Here is a 20,982-nt window from a genome sequence, read left to right as displayed (position 1 = left end):
TCAACTGCTTTTGCGTCATGTGTCATATTCTATAATGCCGCGACCTCTAAGATCATAATTTTCTTGCGCTACCCCTACTTATTGAGCCGATACCTAAAATCAATACCAAAAATCTTTAACTCAAGCGTATTGCAATGTATACCTAACAAAAACACCCCCAACCCTACAAGGGTTGGGGAATGAAGTGAGGTCTAAGTATGTTGCCTAATAATAGCGTTTTCACTACTTAAGCTTGTATATAATGTACAAATGTATACCTCTACCACCACAAACTAGTAAACTAAATATTTAGCCTCTAATTATTGCTGCATCGAAGGTGTAGGAAAAATTCTGCTAAATATAGGAACCCGTGGCTTCGGCTTAGTTGAAGTTATATTGGCATTATCAGCTATATTGGTATTAGCATCAGAAAAGTTCTTGGCTGCCTCAGAGAGGATAGGTGATTTGCTATTAGTAGAATTGGCAAAATCACTCAATTGGATAGCCGAAGGTGAATTTGAAGATATGGAAGTAATATTATCAGGATTCTGGATGTTGGATTTTACCGGAGTTTCAGCTTGAGATGGAGTAATGATGAAAGTCGAGCTTGTTCCTAATACCAGTATTAGCAGATTAAAAATATATTGTCGCATGGGAATTTGTCAAAAAGGTTTCAAAAAGTTGTATTTGTTCTCAGTTGGAAATAAAACCGTGATTTTTCAAGATAAATCGCAGCTTAGTACATTGATTCAGTCACAAAAACTTAACTCCTTCAGTTACCTTTCATATAAGGTAGGGGAAAGCTAAACTCTGCTCTTCTTTTAAGAGAGGGGTATTCTAGAATTACGGAATTGATCTTACAGAAAGCCTGTAAATAGATATCCTAAAATAACTGATGTTTATTCATCAATTAATTCAGCACTAACTATTAATAATTTAGTCGGATTTTTTTATTATTAAAATAGGAGTTTTACTGAAGTTTTTGAAAAACGCAATTTTCAGTAAATCAGCTAATAACTCGTATATTTAATGAACTACAACCAACAATATATAAAGTTTTAATAAAAGCTGACTTTTATGAAGTGACTTTTATAAAAGTACGTGTATGCGTTCCGAAGTAAGTAAAAAAAGTGACGAGATGAGATTTTATAGTATTAACACCTCACCCACCACTCCTTAATAACTTGCGCGTTGATAAGCATGTTACGCATTTTTAAATTACACCAGCTTATTGCTTGATTTCTCTTCTAACTAAAGAGGCGGAGAATCGTTAAGTTATTATGTGATTTACTATACAAATACTTTTAACTTATTAGTCTTACTTTTGCTTATGCCAGATAGTTCCTTCATCGATTTGTGGAAATCCAAAAGCTCAGATTTCCGACTTTTGTAATAAGTCGGGAAGCTTTTCGTTGAAAAAATGTATTTATAATCACAAACAAACTTAATTTAAACTATATATCTTTGGTAGTAGTAGCTTGATGCTTGTGATGGAAGTTGCGGAAAAAATTATTAGTTATTCTGAGAAATCATGGAAACAATTATGATTATCACTAAATCATTCATTGGGAAAATGAGAAAGTTGATTAAGCAAGAATAGGAACTTAAAGTTGAGATCCAGGGTTTTCTAACTGTGCTAATCATACTGTTATAGATTCTACTGAATAATAATTACAGTTCAGAACTAGTTAAATTTATAAGATGGAATACTGCAATTTTACCAATAATTTACCTAGTAGATTTTTTGCTTCAACTCTGCAAGTAAGTAGCGGGAATTTAAGGTGAACATAGAAAAATTTATCCAACGCTCAGAAACATTGCACAATCGTTTAGCAGATTTATACCAAACTGCTAGTGTATTACCTTGGATTTCACCGGATCTGCTGCCGCAAGCTTTTAATGAACTCTATAACAGCTCAAAGGTGGTGCAGTTAGCAGCAGAGGAACTCCATCAACAAAATGAGGAATTAATACAATCACGGAATTGCTTAGAAACAGAACGCCAACACTATCAAGAATTATTCGAGTTTGCGCCTGACGCCTATTTAGTGACTAATACAGAAGGAATCATTCAAGAAGCTAATTTCACCGCAGCTAAATTGCTCAATGTTTCAAAGCAATTTTTAGTGGGCAAACCAATGATTAACTTCGTCCCTCTAGAAGAACGTCAGCACCTTCGTAACAAACTTATTGAACTAGCTCAATCAGACAGAGTTAAAGAGCTATTGATACGCTTGCAACAACGTCATGGTGAGTTATTTGATGCAGCTTTAACAGTAGCAGTTGCCCGGAATCCACAGGGTAAGGCAACCTCTTTACGCTGGGTGTTACGTAATATTTCTGAACGGAAAGCGGTAGAATCAGCAGTAGTTACAAATGATAGCAACCTCTTGTATGACCGTCCTGTGCAGAAATATTCTAAAGGAGAAACTATTCCTCTTAACCCATTAGTAATTTTGTATGTTTGTCAGGGTTTGGTCAAACTTAGTACTTACTGTGAAACGGGTGAAGAAGTTTTAACAGGATTGGCAACAGCAGAAATGGTTTTTGGCTCTAGTTTAACATCTTTAAACATTTACCAAGCAACAGCCCTCTCTGATGTTGAGTTGGTGTCAATTTATGCAGCAGAGATAGCAGCTTCCCCCAACCTGAGCCATATCCTTTTACCAAAAATTAATCAGCGCTTACGCCAAACAGAATCTTTTTTAGTAATTTGTGGAAGACGACGGGTACAAGAGCGCTTACACCATCTATTACAACTTTTGAAACAGGAAGTTGGTGAAACTGTGCCGCAGGGAACTCGCCTAAGTGTTCGCTTTACTCACGAAGATATTGCTAGCGCCTGCTGCACCACCAGGGTAACAATTACACGATTGATCGGCAAATTACAGGAAGAAGGCATAATCAGTTTTGACTTAAAAAAACACATGATTTTGAGAGATTTTGATTAATTCCTTATAGGTATCTCATGAGAAAATATGGCCTAATTGTTATCCTCTTATCCTGTAAAGAGGCTACACGTAGGTGTAACCCGCCGTAGGCATCGCAGAATTAAAAAATGTACCCAAAATAATGTATATCTAATTTGACGTGTATTGTTAAAATCGCCTACGCAGCATGTCAAAGCAGCTATGCACACACTTGGCAACATAACTCAATCATTGGGCTACATCTTAGCACTGGACTTAGGTACGACAGGCAACCGCGCCTTTGTGTTTAACGCAGACGGCAAGATTGTTGGACAAGCGTACAAAGAACTAACTCAGTATTATCCTCACCCTGGATGGTTAGAACATGACCCTCAACAAATCTGGCAGGATACGTGTTGGGTGATGCAAACCGCAATTGGTAATGCCCAAATTGCTCCATCTGCGATCGCAGCCTTAGGGCTAACTGTGCAGCGTGAAACCTGTTTGATTTGGGACAAAACTACTGGTAAACCACTCCATAAAGCGATTGTCTGGCAAGATCGCCGCACTGCTCCTCTTTGCCACCAATTACAACAGCAAGGCTACGCTAATGAAATTTACGATCGCACCGGATTAATCATCGATGCCTACTTTTCTGCGACTAAGTTTAGGTGGCTACTAGACAAGTTTACAGATACTGACCTGAACAATGTCTTAGCAGGCACTATTGATACCTGGGTGCTGTGGAACCTCACAGGTGGCAAAGTCCATGCTACTGACCACAGCAACGCCAGTCGGACAATGTTGATGAATCTCAAAACCTGTGAGTGGGATGAGAACTTACTGGAACTATTTCAGATTCCGGTGCATATTTTGCCCCAGATTCAGCCGAGTTTAGGAGTATTTGGAGTTACTGATGCTACTTTGTTGGGCGCTGAGATTCCCATTACTGCCATCTTGGGGGATCAGCAAGCTGCTCTATTTGGTCATGGCTGCGATCGCCCTGGTTTGATGAAATGTACTTACGGGACTGGTAGCTTTTTAGTTGCCCATACAGGCGATCAAATTGTGCGGTCGCACCACCAACTTATTTCTACGGTGGCATGGACACAAGCAAATCCGAAGGGAACTTTAGATGTAGGCTATGCCTTAGAAGGTAGTATGTTTACTAGTGGAGCTTGTATTCAATGGTTACGCGATCGCCTGAAGCTGATTAAAACTGCTGCTGAAAGTGAAGCGATGGCAAACCAGGTAACAGATAATGGCGGAGTCTACTTTGTGCCTGCATTTAGTGGGCTAGGCGCACCTTATTGGGATATGAGTGCTAGGGGAGCCTTTTTCGGCATTACTGCCAGTGTACAACCGGAGCATCTAGTTCGCGCCGTATTGGAAGCGATCGCTTATCAAGTTCTGGAAGTAGTAGAGGCGATTAATGCATCTAGTAGTACTCCAGTTGGGCGATTAACGGTAGATGGTGGTGCTTGCGAGAATAATTTTCTGATGCAGTTTCAAGCTGATGTATTAAATATTCCAGTTGAACGTCCGGTAATGCGCGATACGACTGTTCAGGGTGCAGCATTTGCAGCAGGTTTAGCTGTAGGATTTTGGCAGAGCTATGAAGCACTAGTGGAACAACGACAAATTGAACGTGTGTTTGAGCCGGGGAGCGATGCTCCATTATCCAACTTTGTTACTTGGCAAAAGGCAGTGAAACGCACTCTCGTTTGGGAGTAGCCCTCATTCGGATAAGCTCTTGAGGCAGGGGAAGAAAAAGAGTTATTGGGTAAAATGCCATCGCTCAACAAGCAAATGCCATCGCCTAACAAGCAAATGTGAGCGCCTAACAAGCAAATGCCATCGCTCAACAAGCAAATGCCATCGCTCAACAAGCAAATGCCATCGCTCAACAAGCAAATGCCATCGCTTAACAAGCAAATGCCATCGCTTAACAAACAAATGCGAGCGCTTAACAAGCAAATGCCATCGCTTAACAAGCAAATGCCATCGCTTAACAAGCAAATGCCATCGCTCAACAAACAAATGTGAGCGCTCAACAAACAAATGCGAGCGCTCAACCTGACTTTTTACGGGATGTGGAAAAGGGGATAGACTTTTGCAAGAGGTCTATTGTATTTCAAGCTATGGTGTAAATTTAAACACGGTTCCTTGTCCCGAAGCGCCACCAATAGAGGTGGTACCGTAAAATGCACCACTAGCAAGTTGAATTAGGGTAGACTCTGGCGTTGCCCCATTCGTGCCATTAAAACTAAACAACAAAGTGATGGTTCCTCCAGTCAACCGATAGATGGCTCCTTTATTATTTGCACCACCTGTAGAAGTTGTACCGTAGAAGTTACCGTCGCTTCCTTTTGTGAGTGCAGCTGTGGGGTTAGCCCCATTGGTGCCATTAAAACTGGCAACTAAAACCGGTGTACCGCCACCGAGCGGAACCTTGAATATAGCTCCTTTATTACTGGCTCCACCCAGAGAAGTCGTGCCATAAATAAATTTATCAGATTCAATTAATCCAGCCTGAGGACTTTGGCCATTAGCACCACTAAAGCTATATGGAGTTATTGCTCCTGCGGGAGTTAACTTGAATGCCACACCTTTATTAGTTGCTCCACCTGCTGAGGCGGTGCCATAGTAGTTTCCGTCACTAGCTAATTGCAATCTTGCTAATGGAGTTGCTCCATTAGTACCGTTAAAGTTAACTAAGACAGTGGGGACACCACCAGTTAGCGGAATCTTGAATACAGTTCCTTTATTATTGACCCCACCGGCAGAAGTTATCCCCACCAAGCTGCCATTGCCACCTGAAATCAATCGGCCTGCTGGGTTGGCTCCATTAGTGCCATTGAAATTCAAAAGAGTTGTCAAGTTTGTAAAAGTTGTTTTTTGTAACTGAAACAACGTACCGAAGTTATTTGTACCACCTGTAGAGGTTGCACCATATAGATTGTCATCACTCGCCTGGAATAATCTAGCAATTGGGTTAGTTCCATTGCTTCCAGTGAAGTTAACTAGTGTAGTCAGAGTACTAAAAGTAGAACCAGTTAATTTGAATGCTGTTCCTTTACTTTGCGAACCACCTGCGGAAGTGGTTCCATAAAGATTGCCATCTTTCCCTGCAAACACACCTGCATTTGGGTTGGCTCCATTAGTACCGTTGAAATTTACAACGGTCGTTAATGTTTCTGCAAAGGCTTGTTGCAAGGGCAATACTAATGGAGACGCCAACACAGCCAGAGATGTTAAAATCAATACGCTATTTTTGCTTTGACGTTGTTTGCACAGTTTCATCTTGTTCACTTAACTCCTACAAAAATTTGCTCAGACGCGAACCCGAAATAAATCCCCAGCCTAATCTTCAAAAACTGCTCTGCCGAACATAATTTTCAGTGTGGGCGTAGTCGGTTATTCCTTTTAATCAGGCTGGAGATTTATTTTTATGGATCTCCCTCAGATTGGGTATAACAATTCTTGTATGGATGCAATCCGCTATGGGGTGCAAGACTTTGCACTCCTCAACAGATATCTATTCCATACAATTGAAAAAAGCTTGGATGGCTTGGAATAACAAATTTTGTAGTACTTTATTTCATAAACTAGTTGTGAAATCAAGTACTATAAATTTGTTTTTCATAACTAGCTTTTAATGAGAAATTACCAGGAACTTAGGTATAGTCTTGACCAGGAAGAATTTTGAAATTCTCTAGCTGGCTATACCGCAATAGCTGTATTCGCACTTAAGTTAATTACTGAAAATGAGGTAATTAATGATGTCGTTAAGTAAGATAACATACTCATTATTTTTTAGATGTCGTGAGCAACACAAAAAATTTAAATTTAACTTTTATCTCTGCTATAAAAATCCTATTTCATTTTTGAAAAAACTAAAGCAGAATACCAGGATAAACGCATTTAATTTGTGGAACCCTTGCTGCATAAAGATATTTATGAAAAAGCACCTCAATTATTAAACGCTTAAACCCTTGCTGTTAAACCAATTTGCACTCTTCCTATGCTCCGCTACGTTCGCAAAGCGTCTCGTAGAGAAGAGAGCAATTACGTTTTATAACGGGGATTTTAATTAGGCATCTAGATGTGCTGCTAGGTAAGCACATTTAAATTACTCTTGGCAAAAACCTTGATTAATAATGTATTAACCAAAGAATCAGATTTATCGCTTGGTTTAGTTTTTAAGGGTCAAGCCGATGTCTACGACGGGCTACGCCTACGCTTAAAATCTTCGTAATAAATAAGTATTAGTGAATGCGATTATTTTGAGATTTATTAATATAGAAATTTTATTCTTGACAATATGCGCTTAACCTGCTTTAAAAACGCGCGTTTTTCTTGCTACCCCAATTCACATAAGCAGTAAAACACAATCTCTAATCATTTCATACTAATTTGACGCACTTATGACAAAGTTATAACAAAAGTATGACCAGGGTTTTTACTAAACAGCCTGTTAAAATCAGGAAACGAAAGAAACTTATTTAGATGAATATTGGTCATAAAATTTTGACAATCAAGACTCATAAATCAGGAGATTTATTATATGAATCAGATTTTTTCTAAGAGCTTACTGGGGCTAGCAGGTGTATCATTTTTACTTTGTTCGTCTCAATTAGCAATGGCGCTTGTACCTAATAACGTTGCCATTATCGTTAATAGTGGCTCTACAAATACGATTGGGTATCGCATTTACGTATCACCATCTGGAGAAGTTAAGTATGTTGATGGCAAAGGGTCTAATCAAGGTAAATTGTCCGAAAAATTAACGAAAAAGTTTTTCAGTGACTTGAAAGTTGCTGAACCTTTATCTAACTTGCCAAAACAAGGTTGCATCAAATCTGTTTCTTTTGGTACAATTACTAGCATTAGATTAGCTGGTGAAGAGTCGTCAGACATTAGCTGTCCTGGCAATCCTAAAGCTCAACGATTGGATAATGACGTTATTGAAATTGCCAAAGCTTTAAACGTAATTAATATTCCTAAGAGCCAAGGACAACCACTCCCACCCCAGAACTTTTAGGAATGAGAATTAAATAACATAAAATTTATATCTCTGGTTTACCTCACCCTCAATCCCTCTCCTTATAAAGTAGAGGGAATCTAGAGACAGGATAAAGTTTTGCATCTTATTTAATCCATGTTCCTTAGTTGATTCATCAATTTGACTGTTTTTAACTGGGGTTAGAAAGCCTGTACAAGATAAAACTGCTCTGGATTTACATCAGAGCAGCGTTAATCTATACTTCATTTTCGGATGCAATTTAAGATGCGTTTGCTTTGGCAGTTCCCCGCAGTACTATAGTCTGATATGACTGTAATTGTCCCAATAGGGGAGTACGAATAAATCCTGATGTTTTTTGAGTAGTTAAAATGGCTTCGGTTTGGACAGGGGTTTCTCCATTGCCGATAAATAGGTTAATAATTGGTAAGAGTAAGCTCAGTTTTACTACATTTCCTCCAAATTCAGGGTTTGGTGGCTTGCTAATAATAACTGTCACTAGTGTACCGATATCAGTAGCTAATGTCTGAATTTCGTTACCACTGAAATGAATGGAAATGTTTTGAGTTTTGTAATCAAGCTGTGGAACTCCCTTGAGAATTGAATACTGAATTGTTGTACCTTCGCCCTCAAGTTTAAACTCATTTGGTCGTTGCACAACAATTGCTTGTGCTGGCTTTGTGGATTTGTTCATCAAAAAAGAAACCAGTGATGTGGCGGTTAAACCAGTCACAAAGGTAAAAGCAGTTTTGAGAATTTGACGACGGGGAGAACTACCAACGATGTCTTTTAAGTTAGGCTTCATAATTAAGAAATCCCAGAAGCTAATAAATCTAATCTTTTCAAATATATAATGCTTCCGCAGATTACGTACTAGTACTTAAAGCCAGTTATCCTATACTTCATGGTAGGTTAAGACTTGGTTTAATCAAGCGATCGCTAGCATTTTAAACGCGCTTACCCTGAACGTGCTACCCTTTTTAGACAGGGGAATTAAACGCCTTAACCTTGTTAAAGGATTCTTATACTTTAGATGCGTTTGCCCTGGCTTTCTCCGTAAATCAACTCCTGAATGAGCAAAAAGCAAGCAATTTGACCAGCATGAATTGATTTACTGCATAATACTACTCACAGATCAGGATGCTGGACGGATGATTACTAAACCTAAGATTTTTATTGATGGGGAATCGGGAACCACAGGCTTACATATTTACTCACGCCTCAATCAACGGGATGATATCGAGTTAGTTAGCATTGAGGCATCTAAACGTAGGGATGCAACTGAGCGAGCTAAATTAATTAATGCCGTCGATGTTGTCATTCTCTGCCTACCTGATGATGCAGCCCGCGAAGCCGTTAGCTTAGTAAGTAGTACTAAGGTTAAGATTCTTGATGCTAGTAGTGCCCATCGCACAGCTAATAACTGGGTATATGGTTTTCCTGAACTCAATCCAGGACAGCGAGAGAAAATCGCCAGCGCTCAGTATGTCAGCAATCCAGGCTGTTATCCCACAGGATTTTTAGCCTGTATCCGTCCGTTGATTGCCAAGGGACTTTTAAAGAGTAATTTTCCCATCACCGTCAATGCAGTGTCAGGTTACTCTGGTGGCGGAAAGAATCTGATCAAACAATACCATACCTTCCACCAACAGGAGGCTGGAGGAGAGTCGCTCTATCCTTATGGTATCTACGGTTTGCAGTTTGGACATAAGCATGTCAAAGAAATGCATCATTACTCAGAGTTAGCATCGCCGCCGCTATTCGTACCAGCAGTAGGGGATTTTGAGCAAGGGATGCTGGTTCAGATACCTTTGCCGTTAGGAACTTTGGATAATCCACCATCAGGTGAGGTTATTCATCAAGCGATCGCTAACTACTACCAAAGTGAAAAATTTGTCCAGGTTGCTCCATACCAAGATTCTACACTGCTGCGAGACGGAATATTTTTGGATGCGATCGCAATGAACGGCACCAATATTGTTCAAGTATTTGTATTTGCCAATGACACAACCAAAGAAGCCTTGCTAGTTGCTCGTCTCGACAACTTGGGCAAAGGCGCATCGGGAGCCGCAATCCAAAACTTAAACATTATGCTAGGCTTTCCAGAAGAGTTAGGATTAATATGAAAGAGGGTTAGGTAATAGTGTAAATTGTTCATTTTAAAAAGCAAAAAGGCAAATTGAGAAAGCAATCTGTCTTTTTGCTTAAGAACCGCTATATTATTAACTTAATGATTTTGGAATTTTCAGTACTTTTTTTATTTATTATTTTTTAGTTCCTCAATTAATTGAATTACATGAGATTCAAAGCCTCTATTTCGCTCTTGCACTGATTCAATCAAAGGTCGATTAAAAAGATTAATTACATACTTACCTAATTGAATACCTAAAGGTTTTAAATGTCCGCCCTTTACAGATTGTAGAAATTCTTGAGGTGGTTTTTTCAGAATATTAGTAAACCACTCACAGGTTACTTTAGCAATATTATCAGATTGAAAACAAACTAAACCCATGATATTAAATAAACCACTATCCTTGATTAAGTTATGGGTTTCTTCAACAGTTGGTTTCACGCCCCAACCCAGATTATCGATGAGATTCGCTAAAAACTGAGGACGAATTGCGCTCCCTGTATCAGCAATAGCAGGTGCTAATAGGACAGAAGCCTGCCCTTTAATGAAGACACTGTTAATTTTGATTTCCCGATTTACATAACTGTAAATTAGTTTCCGATCTTCTACAATTTTTCGTTTAAGTTCCTCAAAAAGAACGTTAATGTCTGCAATAACACTTTCTATCTGTGACTCATCCGAAGTATAAGATAGCAGATTCCGAATAAACTTTTCTCTATCTTGAGGCTCTGGAGGTAAAGCAGTAAATCCTTCTAACAGGGAAATATATTTACAGCCAAGGCTATGTCCAATCCAAGAAAAGTTTTTATCATCTAGATAAGCTTCATAATCATATCCTTCAACGCTTGCCATCCTCACAAGCTCTGGCAGAATTTCATACTGCTCTCTCATGAGAAAACCAGCTTCTACATAATGGTTAAAAGTGAAATTAAACGGTAAAAGAATAATTGTATATCCCTGCTCATATAGGCACTGAAGCAGATAGCGATAAAAAATCATGGGGCCAAATGTACCAAAGAAAGCCCCAGCAATAAATTGAATTACTCCTTTAGGCTGTGGATGCAGAGCAACCCAACTGTGAGAAACAGGTTTAAATCTCAGTTTTAAATTTGCATTTACCATGATTTAGCAATGAGTGCATCTCATTTTGATAGGTGTATACTTAACCTCCAAACTGAAGTTGCTGCTTTTCGGATATTTCCTTGTTTCCACCCAAATCACTACTTGCCTACTTTGTCAATGTGTAAATCCTAGTACTGTGAGTTTGATTGGCTGCAATTTTGGCAGCATTTTGAAGATATTCGCACAAGTCCAGTGGATTTTTCCCGCTTCAGTTTAGCTATTGGACTTTTTTGTAACATCAACTTTATCAGTAAATCAAGACCAGTTGGGCATTGCAGACAGCGATTTGTGTGTAATAAAGCTTGTACAATTGTCAAGGCGGTTTTTCCTGCCAGAATACTTCTCAGGCGTAAAATTTATCGACAGCAAAATTTTTCTACTTTGTGTTTTTCCATCCTGCACTTGTGGCAAGAATGCCCCAAATTAGGCGCTTCTATCTTGCAATAGATAACTTTTACCCTTATGACTGGAGAGCAAAATCTTGGGAATAGAACTACGCAGTTTCGTATTTCTCGACAGCCTGCAACCTCAACATGCAGCATATATGGGAACAGTAGCTCAAGGCTTCTTACCATTACCAGGGGATACATCACTGTGGATTGAAATCTCTCCTGGTATCGAAATTAATAAAATTACGGATGTAGCTCTGAAAGCTGCCTCTGTTCGTCCGGGAGTACAGGTAGTTGAACGACTCTACGGACTATTAGAAGTTCATTCTAGCTCCCAAGGTGAAACGCGAGCTGCTGGGCAAGCAATTTTAGCTGCATTGGGAGTCCGAAAAGACGAATGTCTCAAACCGCGTGTTGTTTCTAGCCAAATTATCCGCAATATCGATGCTTACCAAACACAACTTATTAACCGCACACGACGGGGCCAGCTATTACTAGCGGGGCAAACGTTGTATGTATTAGAAGTAGAGCCTGCTGCTTATGCTGCACTGGCTGCGAATGAAGCTGAGAAAGCGGCATCGATTAACATCCTTGAAGTTCAAGCTGTAGGAAGTTTTGGACGGCTTTACTTAGGTGGACATGAAAGAGATATTCTAGCAGGTGCGGCGGGAGCATTAACGGCAATAGAAAGTGTAGCTGGTCGGGCAAATCCTCTGGGTATGCGTCAGGAGTAAAAGAGAGAAAATGGCAAATCGAGAGCATCTAGCTTTACTCAAAGCAGGTGCAGTTAAATGGATTGAGTGGAGAGAGAAAAATCCTCAGATTGAACCAGACCTCAGCGCCGCAAACTTGCAAGGGGATAACCTCAGAGGCGCGAATCTCCAGGGGGTAAATTTGAGCAAGGTGGATTTGGGTAATGCTTTACTCGTGCGAGCAAATCTCAGTGGTGCTGATTTGAGTAGTGCCAACCTCTACAAAGCCTTGCTTATTGAAGCTAACTTAAGTAATGCTAACTTCAGTGTTGCTAACTTGAGTGGTGCTGTACTTAAACAGGCAGATTTGAGTCATGCTAATTTCATTGGAGCAGATTTGAGTGAGGCGAATCTTAGAGAGGCTGCGATCGCTCATGCTAATCTAATTGGAACCGACTTAAGAGGCGCTAACTTGAGAGATGCCGATTTAGGTGCAGCAAAGCTAATGCGGACTAATCTCTCTTTTGCTAACCTGATTGAAGCTAACTTGATTGCGGCTGACCTTAGCGAGGCGAGTTTGTATGAGGCGGAAGTGTTAGGGGCTTATCTTTATAAAACTGAACTGTACAAAGCTAATCTAAATAAGGCTCACCTCAGTGGTGCTTTCTTGTTGCAAGCTAACTTAAGTGAAGCTAACTTAAGTGAAGCTGACTTGAGTTGGACTAACCTTAGAGGCGCGAATTTGGCAGGCGCGAATCTTAGAGGAGCTAACCTTAGAGGAGCCGACATTAGGGGAGCTAACCTCAAGGGCGTAAATCTTCAGGAGGCAATTATGCCTGATGCTTCAAGGCATGATTAATTAGGGACTTCCGACTTCCTAATAAAAAATATACCATCGCTATAGAGGCAGGGGGCAGGGGCAATACGGTTCAGTTACAGACAAGACTTATCCAAAATTAAGAAAAAACGAACCACAAAGGGCGCAAAGGACACAAAAGAATAAGAGTTTCAGAGAGTTTTTGCGTAAGTCGTGAAAGGTTTTTGGCGCTAACCCAAGCGTATTAGGAGCAGGGGGAGGGAAAGTCGTAGTGAAGTCTAGAAATTGGATAATTTATTTTTTGGAGTTCCCTTAACAAAAAAAAGTAATTTTGAAGTCCCCAAGAGGTGGGGGATTCAGATCCGCTACTTGTACAGAATTCATCGTGAATTCTAAGGACTGCCGCCTTTATTCTGTTTCAATAAGTCTAATAATACGATCGCCTTCACCAATTCTTCTGGATCTACAGGTTTGGAAATATGCTGTTGAAATCCAGCAGCGATCGCTTGCTGATGATCTATCTCACTAGCGTAGGCAGTTAAAGCGATCGCTATAATTGTCCCACCTTGTTCTAGTTGCAAACTCCTTATTTGTCGCATCAGCATGTAACCATCCATTTCTGGCATCCCGATATCGCTAATGAGCAAATTTGGCTGGGATTGACTCAGTGCAGTTAAAGCTTGAATGGCTGAGGCTACAACAGTTACACTTGCACCATATTGCTCCAGCATGAAAGGCAAAAACTCTCGCATATCTGCGTCATCATCCACCACGAGAATCTTTAAGCCAGACAAGGGTAAGGACTGATCTTCCACAAGTAAGGAGTTATCTTTTGCATGCTTGATTCCTTTGCTTTCATTCTGTAAGCATGGAATTTTGACAGTGAAAGTTGCTCCTTGTTCTTCGCCCAAGCTTTGGGCTTGAACAGTTCCCCCGTGAAGTTCTACAAGATGCCGGACGATCGCTAATCCTAAACCTAAACCGCCAAATTTTCGAGTTGTGGCACTATCTGCTTGACGGAAATAATCAAAGACATAAGGTAAGAACTCAGGTGCAATCCCCTTCCCTGTGTCAGTGACGCAGATTTGTACCTGTGAGCCAATTTGCTCTAATTTAATTTTTACTTGTCCCCCAGTGGGAGTAAACTTGATGGCATTAGAAAGGATATTCCAAAAAACTTGTTGCAATCGATTGGCATCGCCTAAAACTGGCCCTAGACTAGACTCAATAATTGTCTGAATCTCGATGGACTTAGCCTGTGCTGACAAACGCACTGTCTCGATCGCAGCTTCAATGACTGATATCAAATTAATGCGGTAGAAGTTGAGGTTAAGTTTACCCTGAAGGATGCGGGAGACATCAAGTAAATCTTCAATCAATTGGGTTTGTAACTTGGCGTTGCGCTCAATGGTTTCGAGGGCGCGATCGCTTGTTGCTTGATCAAGTTTGCGGGTTCGCATCAGTTTTGTCCAACCCAAAATTGGGTTAAGCGGTGTTCTCAATTCATGGGACAGCACAGCGAGAAATTCATCTTTGATGCGGTTTGCTGATTCAGCAGCGCTTCGTGCCGTTCGTTCGGCTTCGTAAAGATAGGCGCGAGCGATCGCTTGGGCGCATTGTTGAGCAATGGCCAAGAGAAACGCTTGATCTTCTCCACTCAGTTGTTGAGGCTGGACAAATCCCAAAGTTATACCGCCAACTGCCCAACCTTCTAGCATCAATGGAATAGAAATCCAGGCTTCAAAGTCATATTTGGAGTAAGTTTCAGCTAAATTAGGGTAACGAACAATCCGATTTTTTGTTGATTCAGCCCAAATAGGTTGCCCAGTCCGCACAGCTTCTGCTAAGGGAGAGGGTGAGTCAATAGTAAAATGCCGCCAAGTGTTTACCAAATCTTGGTTATAGCCAACCGCACGTACAATTTCTAGTTCAGTTTTGTTTTCATTCACCAAAGCGACGAGGGCAGAGTTGGCTCCCAAGGCAGCCATGCTTTGCTCTACAATGACTTCAGATACTTGGGCTGGTGTCAGGGATTCTGAAAGGGCAGCCGTGATGGATTGAAGACGGGCAATGCGCTCTAATGCTCGTTCTGCTATTTTTTGTGCTTGCTGTGCTTCTTGGTAAAGGCGGGCATTATCAATAGCGATCGCAGCCCGATGGGCAACATCTTCAGCTAGTGACAAGTCAGCGGTGCTGTAACGACGTTCTGATTCAGCAGTCACAAAGGAAATTGCCCCAAAAATTCTTTCGCGTGCCATTAAGGGCAAGATAATACATGATTTTAAGCCAATTTCACGCAGAATCCGCAGATGTTCTGGATCTTGGATAGCTTCTGCTAGAGCTGCATCTGAAATTTCAGCTACCATTTCTGCAAGTCCAGTACGCAGAACTTTAGGTACACCTTCAGGTGCATCCAACTTTCTAGGATAACGCTGATAAAGTTCCCAACCAAGTTTCACTTTCTCTGGATCTCGGTGAGCAACTGCTACCCGATGAATTGATTGGTTGTCTTGCAGCAGATCGACGCCACACCAATCAGCTAAGTAAGGCACAGTCAGATTTGCCACACTTGCTAGTGTGCTTTCGTAATCGAAAGAAGAGGCTAGGGTTGCACTGATTTGAGCTAAGAATGTTGCCCGTTGCTGATCGGCTTCTGCTTCTTGTCGGGCAGTTTGCTCTTGAATCAGTTGGATACGTTCAGCTTCAGATTGTTTACGATCTGTGATATCAAGCACAACACCACTCATGTGTGTTGCTTTACCTGCTTCGTTGAAAAAGGCTTTTCCTCGGTAGGCTAGGTAGCGAATACTGCTATCATCTCGAATAATTCGATATTCTAAATCATGCTCCACACCTTGGTTAATCGCTAGGCTCAACGATTGAGCCAGCAATCCTCGATCATCTGGATGCAGACGAGCTAAAATTGCCTCAGAAGTGCCAACAAAGGTTTCAGGTATTAAGCCAAATAATTGATAAATTTGCTCATCCCAGGTAAACTGATCGTTGGCAATATCCCAACTCCAAACACCGATCTGGGTAGATTTCAACGCTAGATTGAGTTTTTCTTGACTATTTTCTAGACCTTGATAAAGACGAGCATTTTCTAGAGAAATAGCAATTTGAACTGTCAATATTTCCAGTACGGAAAGCTTGTCCTTTGTAAAGGCACTGGAAATAAGATTATTTTCTAAATATAAAATACCAATTAATTTTGACTGAAGCGCGATCGGTAAACAAAGTACAGATTTAGGTTGCTTTCGGATTATATACTCGTCTTTGGAAAACAGATTTTGCTCAGTGGCATTTTGCAAAATCACTGTTTCTTGAGTTCGCTGAACATAATTCAGCATTGATTGCGGAATAACCTGTGAAATTTCACCCTCGAATACAGGTCGATAAACATTGAGCTTTTCTACTTGGAGATTAAATTTAGCTTCTACTTCGATCGCCAATTTTTGCTCGTATTCAAGCAATAAATAACCAATTTCTGCTCCTGCTTGCTCAATAATAATCTGCATTAAAGTCTTCAACAACCGCGAAAACACAATTTCACTAGATATGGTTTGAGACGCTTTCACAACCGATAAAAAGTCTAGCTGTTCACCTGTGCTGAAAAACGTTCCGTTAGAGATAAGCTGTTGTTGTGGCAATAGCTGAGGATAGGATTCTTCGAGGTGTTTAACTTTAGCAGATGCCCCCCAGCGTACATAAGCATTTTTAGATTCTTGCAAGTAGGTTTTGGCAATTAATTCAAACTTCCGTTCTACATAAAATTTAGCGCATAACTCATTAGCCAAAGCTTCATATTGTACAAATCCTTGCTCACGAGCTGAAGCAATTGATTGCTCATACAAGCGCATTGCTTCCAAGTCACGATTTTCAATGCGAGCTATTTCAGCAGCTACCAATTGAGACTTGTGTAAGAAGTTTGCAGGGCAGTGGTTAGCCCAGTATTGCAATTGCTGTTGATGGGATTCTAGGGATTGTAAAAACTCTTCCTGCTCTTGATAAGATACTGTTGGATAAAGAGCTGTGAGAGTTAGTGAGTAATATAAAATGTAATCTGTTTCAATTAGTGATGCTAGTGTTTTAACTGGATAATTAGACAATTTTAAGGCATAATTAAATGCCTCTGTATGTTTTCCATAAGTAAAAAATATAATTAATTTAATAATATTATAAAAAATAATTCCACTAACAAAACCTGCATCTGTAATAATAGACAAAGCTGATGCTTCATCAAATTCATCATTACTGAGAGTCAGATTTTGGTGAGTCAGTCCGCGCAGATTCATCAGTAGCATCTGCTGTAGTTTGATTGTCTGATAGACAGTCTCATGTTTAGATTGGCGGGCGAATGCAGTATACTTTTCTAGAGATTTGTATGTTTCTGCAAGTGGAAAACCTAACTGGATAATTTGCCACGAGCTTTGATAACCGTTGTAGTTCGCCATCGTCATATCACCTGCTTCCACACAGCCGCCTTGGCTAATAATTCCCTCAAATGCTTGTAAAAGTTTGATAATCTCTGGTTCTCGTCCGTACAATTTTTGAGGAATTTGAAAACGCTCTGAGATATCTTGCTCACCCAAAATAAAAGATTGGATTTCTTTGCCTGTCTCCAATTGCTTTAAGCACAGTTCCAGATCAAATTGCAAACCTAAAGCGCTTTGATACCTCTGTTCTGCAACCTTCGAGAGCAATTTGATGATGATATCACAGAGGATTTGGGGAATATCAAAGTTTAACTCTTTCGGGGATGGCGGAGATTTTGCAATATGGCAATGTACCCACTCTAAGGGGTCTTTGCCTTTAAATGGTAGCTGACCTGTCAGCATTTCATAAAAGGTGATTCCCAGAGAATACAAATCGCTACGATGGTCAATTTCTCGATTCATCCGCCCAGTTTGCTCAGGTGACAAATATGGTAGACTGCCTTCAATTCGGCTGGAACTACTAACCATTTGCTGCTGATATGGAATGAAGGTAGCAATTCCAAAATCGGCAATTTTAACCTGATTAGTTTCGAGGTTAATTAAGATATTTTGCGGCTTAATATCCTTGTGGACAATGTGATGAGTGTGAATTTGTGCAAGTTTGCTAGTGATTTCTATAGCAATCTTCAGAAACGGCACAGGCTGTTGAAATTGGTCTAGCAACTGATCGAGCGATCGCGCCTCAAAATCCTCCATAATTAAATAAGGGATTCCCTGATGCATCTCTAAGGCGTAAGCTTTAACTACGGCTGCGGTGTTTAACCTTTGTGCGATCGCATACTCATGTTTGATCTGTTCAATATTATTGAGTGTACACTGTTCTTTCCGTAGCCCTTTGATAATTACCGGACACTGATCCTTAACCCTAATTCCACGGTATATGACTGCTTTTACCCCTGCTTTTAATAAAGTGACAATTTGAAATCCGGGTAATGCAATCATCATGCCAAATACTCCAGCCGTGCTTCTTCAAATCTAGTTCGAGCTTAATTGTATTTTAGATACATTTCCTTGGGCAGATGAAATTTAGATGATATTAAGTTTGGATAATTTACGTTCTGCTAACTCCCAAACGAAAAATAAGCTAAAATTCAAGCAGAGTAAGCATTTCCCGCTCAAAAACTCCCCATGCTTGATAACCTGCAAACCCAAGTTTACCAACTCGAACAATTTGCCAACAGCCTCGTTTCTAACCAACTCACACACCTTAGCGTGGTGAGTGTTGCTATCATCTTTGCTGCTGGCTTGCTTACCAGTCTTACACCCTGTATGCTTTCTATGCTGCCAATTACTATTGGTTACATCGGCGGCTATGAAGCTAAAAGCCGCTTGCAAGCAGCTGCCCAATCAACTTGGTTTGCTTTAGGATTAGCAACTACCTTGTCCGGGCTTGGTATCATAGCAGGTTTGGTAGGAAAAGTCTACGGTCAAGTGGGAATTGGTTTGCCGATTATCGTCAGCATTATCGCCATTCTCATGGGGCTGAACTTATTAGAAGCACTACCTCTGCAATTTCCATCCTTGGGCGAAACGAATTGGATTTCGCAAGATTTACCAGCAGGATTGCGTTCTTATTTACTGGGGCTGACTTTCGGTTTAGTCGCATCCCCTTGTAGCACGCCTGTTTTAGCTAGTTTGTTGGGTTGGATTGCCAATACACAAGACTTAATTTTAGGGGCTGTTTTGCTACTTTCTTACACAGCCGGTTATGTAGCACCGTTGATTTTGGCAGGTACTTTTACAGCTTCAATTAAAAAGTTACTAGAATTGCGTCGCTGGTCTGGTTGGATTAACCCAGTTAGCGGGGCGCTGTTAGTAGGATTCGGTGTATTTTCTTTAATTTCTCGAATTCCCCTTGGCAGTTTTTAATATCAATACCTTTGTTAGATTTTACACATAATGACTTTAGAAGATTCAGCATCGAAAGAATTAAAATGGTGGGCAGTACCTGGGCAGTTCTTACGGCAAGAGCTTTTGCCTGTACTGACAAACTTACGGCTAGCGATCGCACTACTGCTATTGATTGCAATCTTTAGCTCTACTGGTACTGTAATTGAGCAAGGTCAATCACCCGCATTTTACCAGGCTAACTACCCAGAACATCCAGCTTTATTTGGTTTCTTAACTTGGAAGGTAATTCAGGTAGTTGGGTTAGACCATGTATATCGTACTTGGTGGTTTTTAGCATTACTGATATTATTTGGTACTAGCTTAACTGCTTGTTCTTTTACCCGACAGTTACCAGCCTTAAAAGCAGCCCAGCGCTGGAAATATTACGACGAACCACGGCAATTTCAAAAGTTAGCTTTAAGTGCAGAACTAGATACTGGTTCCCTCGATTCTCTCAGCCAAATATTACAGAAACGTCGCTATAAAATTTTTCCAGATCAAGAAAAAGAAAATCTCCTATACGCCCGTAAAGGAATAGTCGGACGCATTGGGCCAATTATTGTTCATATTGGCATCGTAGCTATTCTTATCGGGGGAATTTGGGGGGCGATGACTGGGTTTTTGGCTCAGGAAATGGTTGCTAGTGGCGATACATTTCAAGTGACAAATATTGTCGATGCTGGCCCTTTAGCAGCAAAAATCTCGAAAGATTGGTCTGTGCGCGTCAATCGTTTTTGGATTGACTATACACCATCTGGCGGCATCGATCAATTTTATTCGGATATGTCTGTCTTGAATAAGCAGGGGGAGGAAATTGACCACAAAAAGATTTTTGTCAACGAGCCTCTGCGCTATCATGGCATCACTTTCTACCAAACTGATTGGGGAATTGCGGGTGTTCGCGTCCAATTTAACAATAGCCCGGTTTTTCAGCTACCAATGGCGCAATTGAATACCAACGGCCAAGGGCGCATTTGGGGAACGTGGGTTCCTACGAAACCGGATTTGAGTGAGGGTGTCTCTTTATTAGCCAAAGACTTGCAAGGGATGGTACTAATTTATGATCCCACAGGCAAACTCGTTGATACTGTCCGCGCTGGGATGTCCACTCAAGTAAATGGCGTAAAGCTGAAAATTCTGGATATCATTGGCAGCACTGGCTTACAAATAAAAGCCGATCCAGGTATACCAATTGTTTACTCAGGGTTTGGTTTACTAATGCTGGGTGTGGTGATGAGTTACTTTTCTCACTCGCAAATATGGGCATTACAAAAAGGCGATCGCTTGTATGTGGGTGGCAAAACTAATCGCGCCCAAGTTGCTTTTGAACAAGAGGTTTTGGAGATTTTAGATCGGCTGAGTTCACAGCCAAAAGGTGAGGAGAAAGAGGCGGCGATTGAAGTTTAAACACTTTAGGGGCGCATTCGAATTAGCGTTCGCGCAACGTCTCGCAGAGAAGGAAATCGTAGAGGAACGCAGAGGATTACTTTGCGTTCTTTTGCGTTAGCCTATGCGTATCTATGCATTTCAAAGT

At 40.6% G+C, this 20,982-nt stretch carries 15 protein-coding genes; 10 read left to right on the top strand and 5 right to left on the bottom strand.

Features of this window, described 5'->3' with window-relative positions; all coding sequences use genetic code 11:
• Positions 1-299 precede the first annotated feature (299 nt).
• Positions 300-632, bottom strand: a complete 333-nt coding sequence (locus V7K25_RS27540; protein WP_335162516.1) for a hypothetical protein — start codon at positions 630-632, stop codon at positions 300-302.
• A 1,128-nt stretch (positions 633-1,760) separates the two neighbouring features.
• On the opposite strand from V7K25_RS27540, the gene V7K25_RS27535 reads away from it, so the two are divergent.
• The 3 genes from V7K25_RS27535 to V7K25_RS27525 all read left to right on the top strand — a co-directional run bounded on the left by V7K25_RS27535 (position 1,761) and on the right by V7K25_RS27525 (position 4,934).
• Entirely contained in the window at positions 1,761-2,930 is a 1,170-nt protein-coding gene (locus tag V7K25_RS27535; protein WP_335162514.1) for a PAS domain S-box protein, read from the top strand.
• A 180-nt stretch (positions 2,931-3,110) separates the two neighbouring features.
• Positions 3,111-4,622, top strand: a complete 1,512-nt coding sequence (gene glpK, locus V7K25_RS27530) for a glycerol kinase GlpK (RefSeq protein ID WP_335162512.1) — start codon at positions 3,111-3,113, stop codon at positions 4,620-4,622.
• 117 nt (positions 4,623-4,739) lie between these two features.
• Positions 4,740-4,934: a hypothetical protein gene (locus tag V7K25_RS27525; RefSeq protein ID WP_335162510.1), complete on the top strand. Its 195-nt coding sequence runs from the start codon at positions 4,740-4,742 to the stop codon at positions 4,932-4,934.
• Positions 4,935-5,027: 93 nt separating this feature from the next.
• On the opposite strand, the gene V7K25_RS27520 is transcribed toward V7K25_RS27525, so the two are convergent.
• Entirely contained in the window at positions 5,028-6,191 is a 1,164-nt protein-coding gene (locus V7K25_RS27520; RefSeq protein WP_335162508.1) for a choice-of-anchor tandem repeat GloVer-containing protein, read from the bottom strand.
• Positions 6,192-6,339: 148 nt separating this feature from the next.
• Between V7K25_RS27520 and V7K25_RS27515 the strand changes: the two genes are divergently transcribed.
• Together V7K25_RS27515 and V7K25_RS27510 are read left to right on the top strand one after the other, a co-directional pair.
• On the top strand, positions 6,340-6,468 hold the full coding sequence (locus V7K25_RS27515) for a hypothetical protein (protein ID WP_335162506.1): 129 nt from the start codon (positions 6,340-6,342) through the stop codon (positions 6,466-6,468).
• A 987-nt stretch (positions 6,469-7,455) separates the two neighbouring features.
• A complete protein-coding gene (locus V7K25_RS27510; RefSeq protein ID WP_335162504.1) occupies positions 7,456-7,932 on the top strand; it encodes a hypothetical protein in 477 nt (158 codons plus the stop codon).
• A gap of 241 nt (positions 7,933-8,173) precedes the next feature.
• On the opposite strand, the gene V7K25_RS27505 is transcribed toward V7K25_RS27510, so the two are convergent.
• Positions 8,174-8,716, bottom strand: a complete 543-nt coding sequence (locus V7K25_RS27505; RefSeq protein ID WP_335162502.1) for a hypothetical protein — start codon at positions 8,714-8,716, stop codon at positions 8,174-8,176.
• Positions 8,717-9,065: 349 nt separating this feature from the next.
• Here V7K25_RS27505 and argC point away from each other — a divergent pair, with 349 nt between their 5' ends.
• Positions 9,066-10,037, top strand: coding sequence for an N-acetyl-gamma-glutamyl-phosphate reductase (argC, locus tag V7K25_RS27500; RefSeq protein ID WP_335162518.1), 972 nt, complete (start codon positions 9,066-9,068; stop codon positions 10,035-10,037).
• 131 nt (positions 10,038-10,168) lie between these two features.
• Here argC and V7K25_RS27495 read toward each other — a convergent pair whose 3' ends face one another.
• Positions 10,169-11,164: a DUF1350 family protein gene (locus tag V7K25_RS27495; RefSeq protein ID WP_335162500.1), complete on the bottom strand. Its 996-nt coding sequence runs from the start codon at positions 11,162-11,164 to the stop codon at positions 10,169-10,171.
• A 481-nt stretch (positions 11,165-11,645) separates the two neighbouring features.
• Here V7K25_RS27495 and V7K25_RS27490 point away from each other — a divergent pair, with 481 nt between their 5' ends.
• Both V7K25_RS27490 and V7K25_RS27485 read left to right on the top strand, forming a co-directional pair.
• Positions 11,646-12,287 carry a hypothetical protein gene (locus tag V7K25_RS27490; RefSeq protein ID WP_100900887.1) on the top strand — a complete coding sequence of 214 codons (642 nt, stop codon included), beginning with the start codon at positions 11,646-11,648 and terminating at the stop codon, positions 12,285-12,287.
• A 10-nt stretch (positions 12,288-12,297) separates the two neighbouring features.
• Complete coding sequence (locus tag V7K25_RS27485; RefSeq protein WP_335162497.1) at positions 12,298-13,104, top strand: pentapeptide repeat-containing protein; 807 nt, start codon at positions 12,298-12,300, stop codon at positions 13,102-13,104.
• A 350-nt stretch (positions 13,105-13,454) separates the two neighbouring features.
• Here the strand turns inward: V7K25_RS27485 and V7K25_RS27480 are convergent, their stop codons facing one another.
• A complete protein-coding gene (locus V7K25_RS27480; protein ID WP_335162495.1) occupies positions 13,455-18,503 on the bottom strand; it encodes a protein kinase domain-containing protein in 5,049 nt (1,682 codons plus the stop codon).
• 183 nt (positions 18,504-18,686) lie between these two features.
• Here V7K25_RS27480 and V7K25_RS27475 point away from each other — a divergent pair, with 183 nt between their 5' ends.
• Together V7K25_RS27475 and V7K25_RS27470 are read left to right on the top strand one after the other, a co-directional pair.
• The gene (locus tag V7K25_RS27475) at positions 18,687-19,427 is read left to right on the top strand and encodes a cytochrome c biogenesis protein CcdA (protein ID WP_335162493.1); all 741 of its coding nucleotides are present in this window, start codon (positions 18,687-18,689) and stop codon (positions 19,425-19,427) included.
• A 30-nt stretch (positions 19,428-19,457) separates the two neighbouring features.
• Positions 19,458-20,855, top strand: a complete 1,398-nt coding sequence (locus V7K25_RS27470) for a cytochrome c biogenesis protein (protein WP_335162492.1) — start codon at positions 19,458-19,460, stop codon at positions 20,853-20,855.
• Positions 20,856-20,982: the final 127 nt, after the last annotated feature.

The organism is Nostoc sp., assembly GCF_036919495.1.
Taxonomy (GTDB): Bacteria; Cyanobacteriota; Cyanobacteriia; order Cyanobacteriales; family Nostocaceae; genus Nostoc.
The sequence above is the reverse complement of the archived record's forward strand: the minus strand, read 5'-3'. Positions and strand labels throughout refer to the sequence as shown.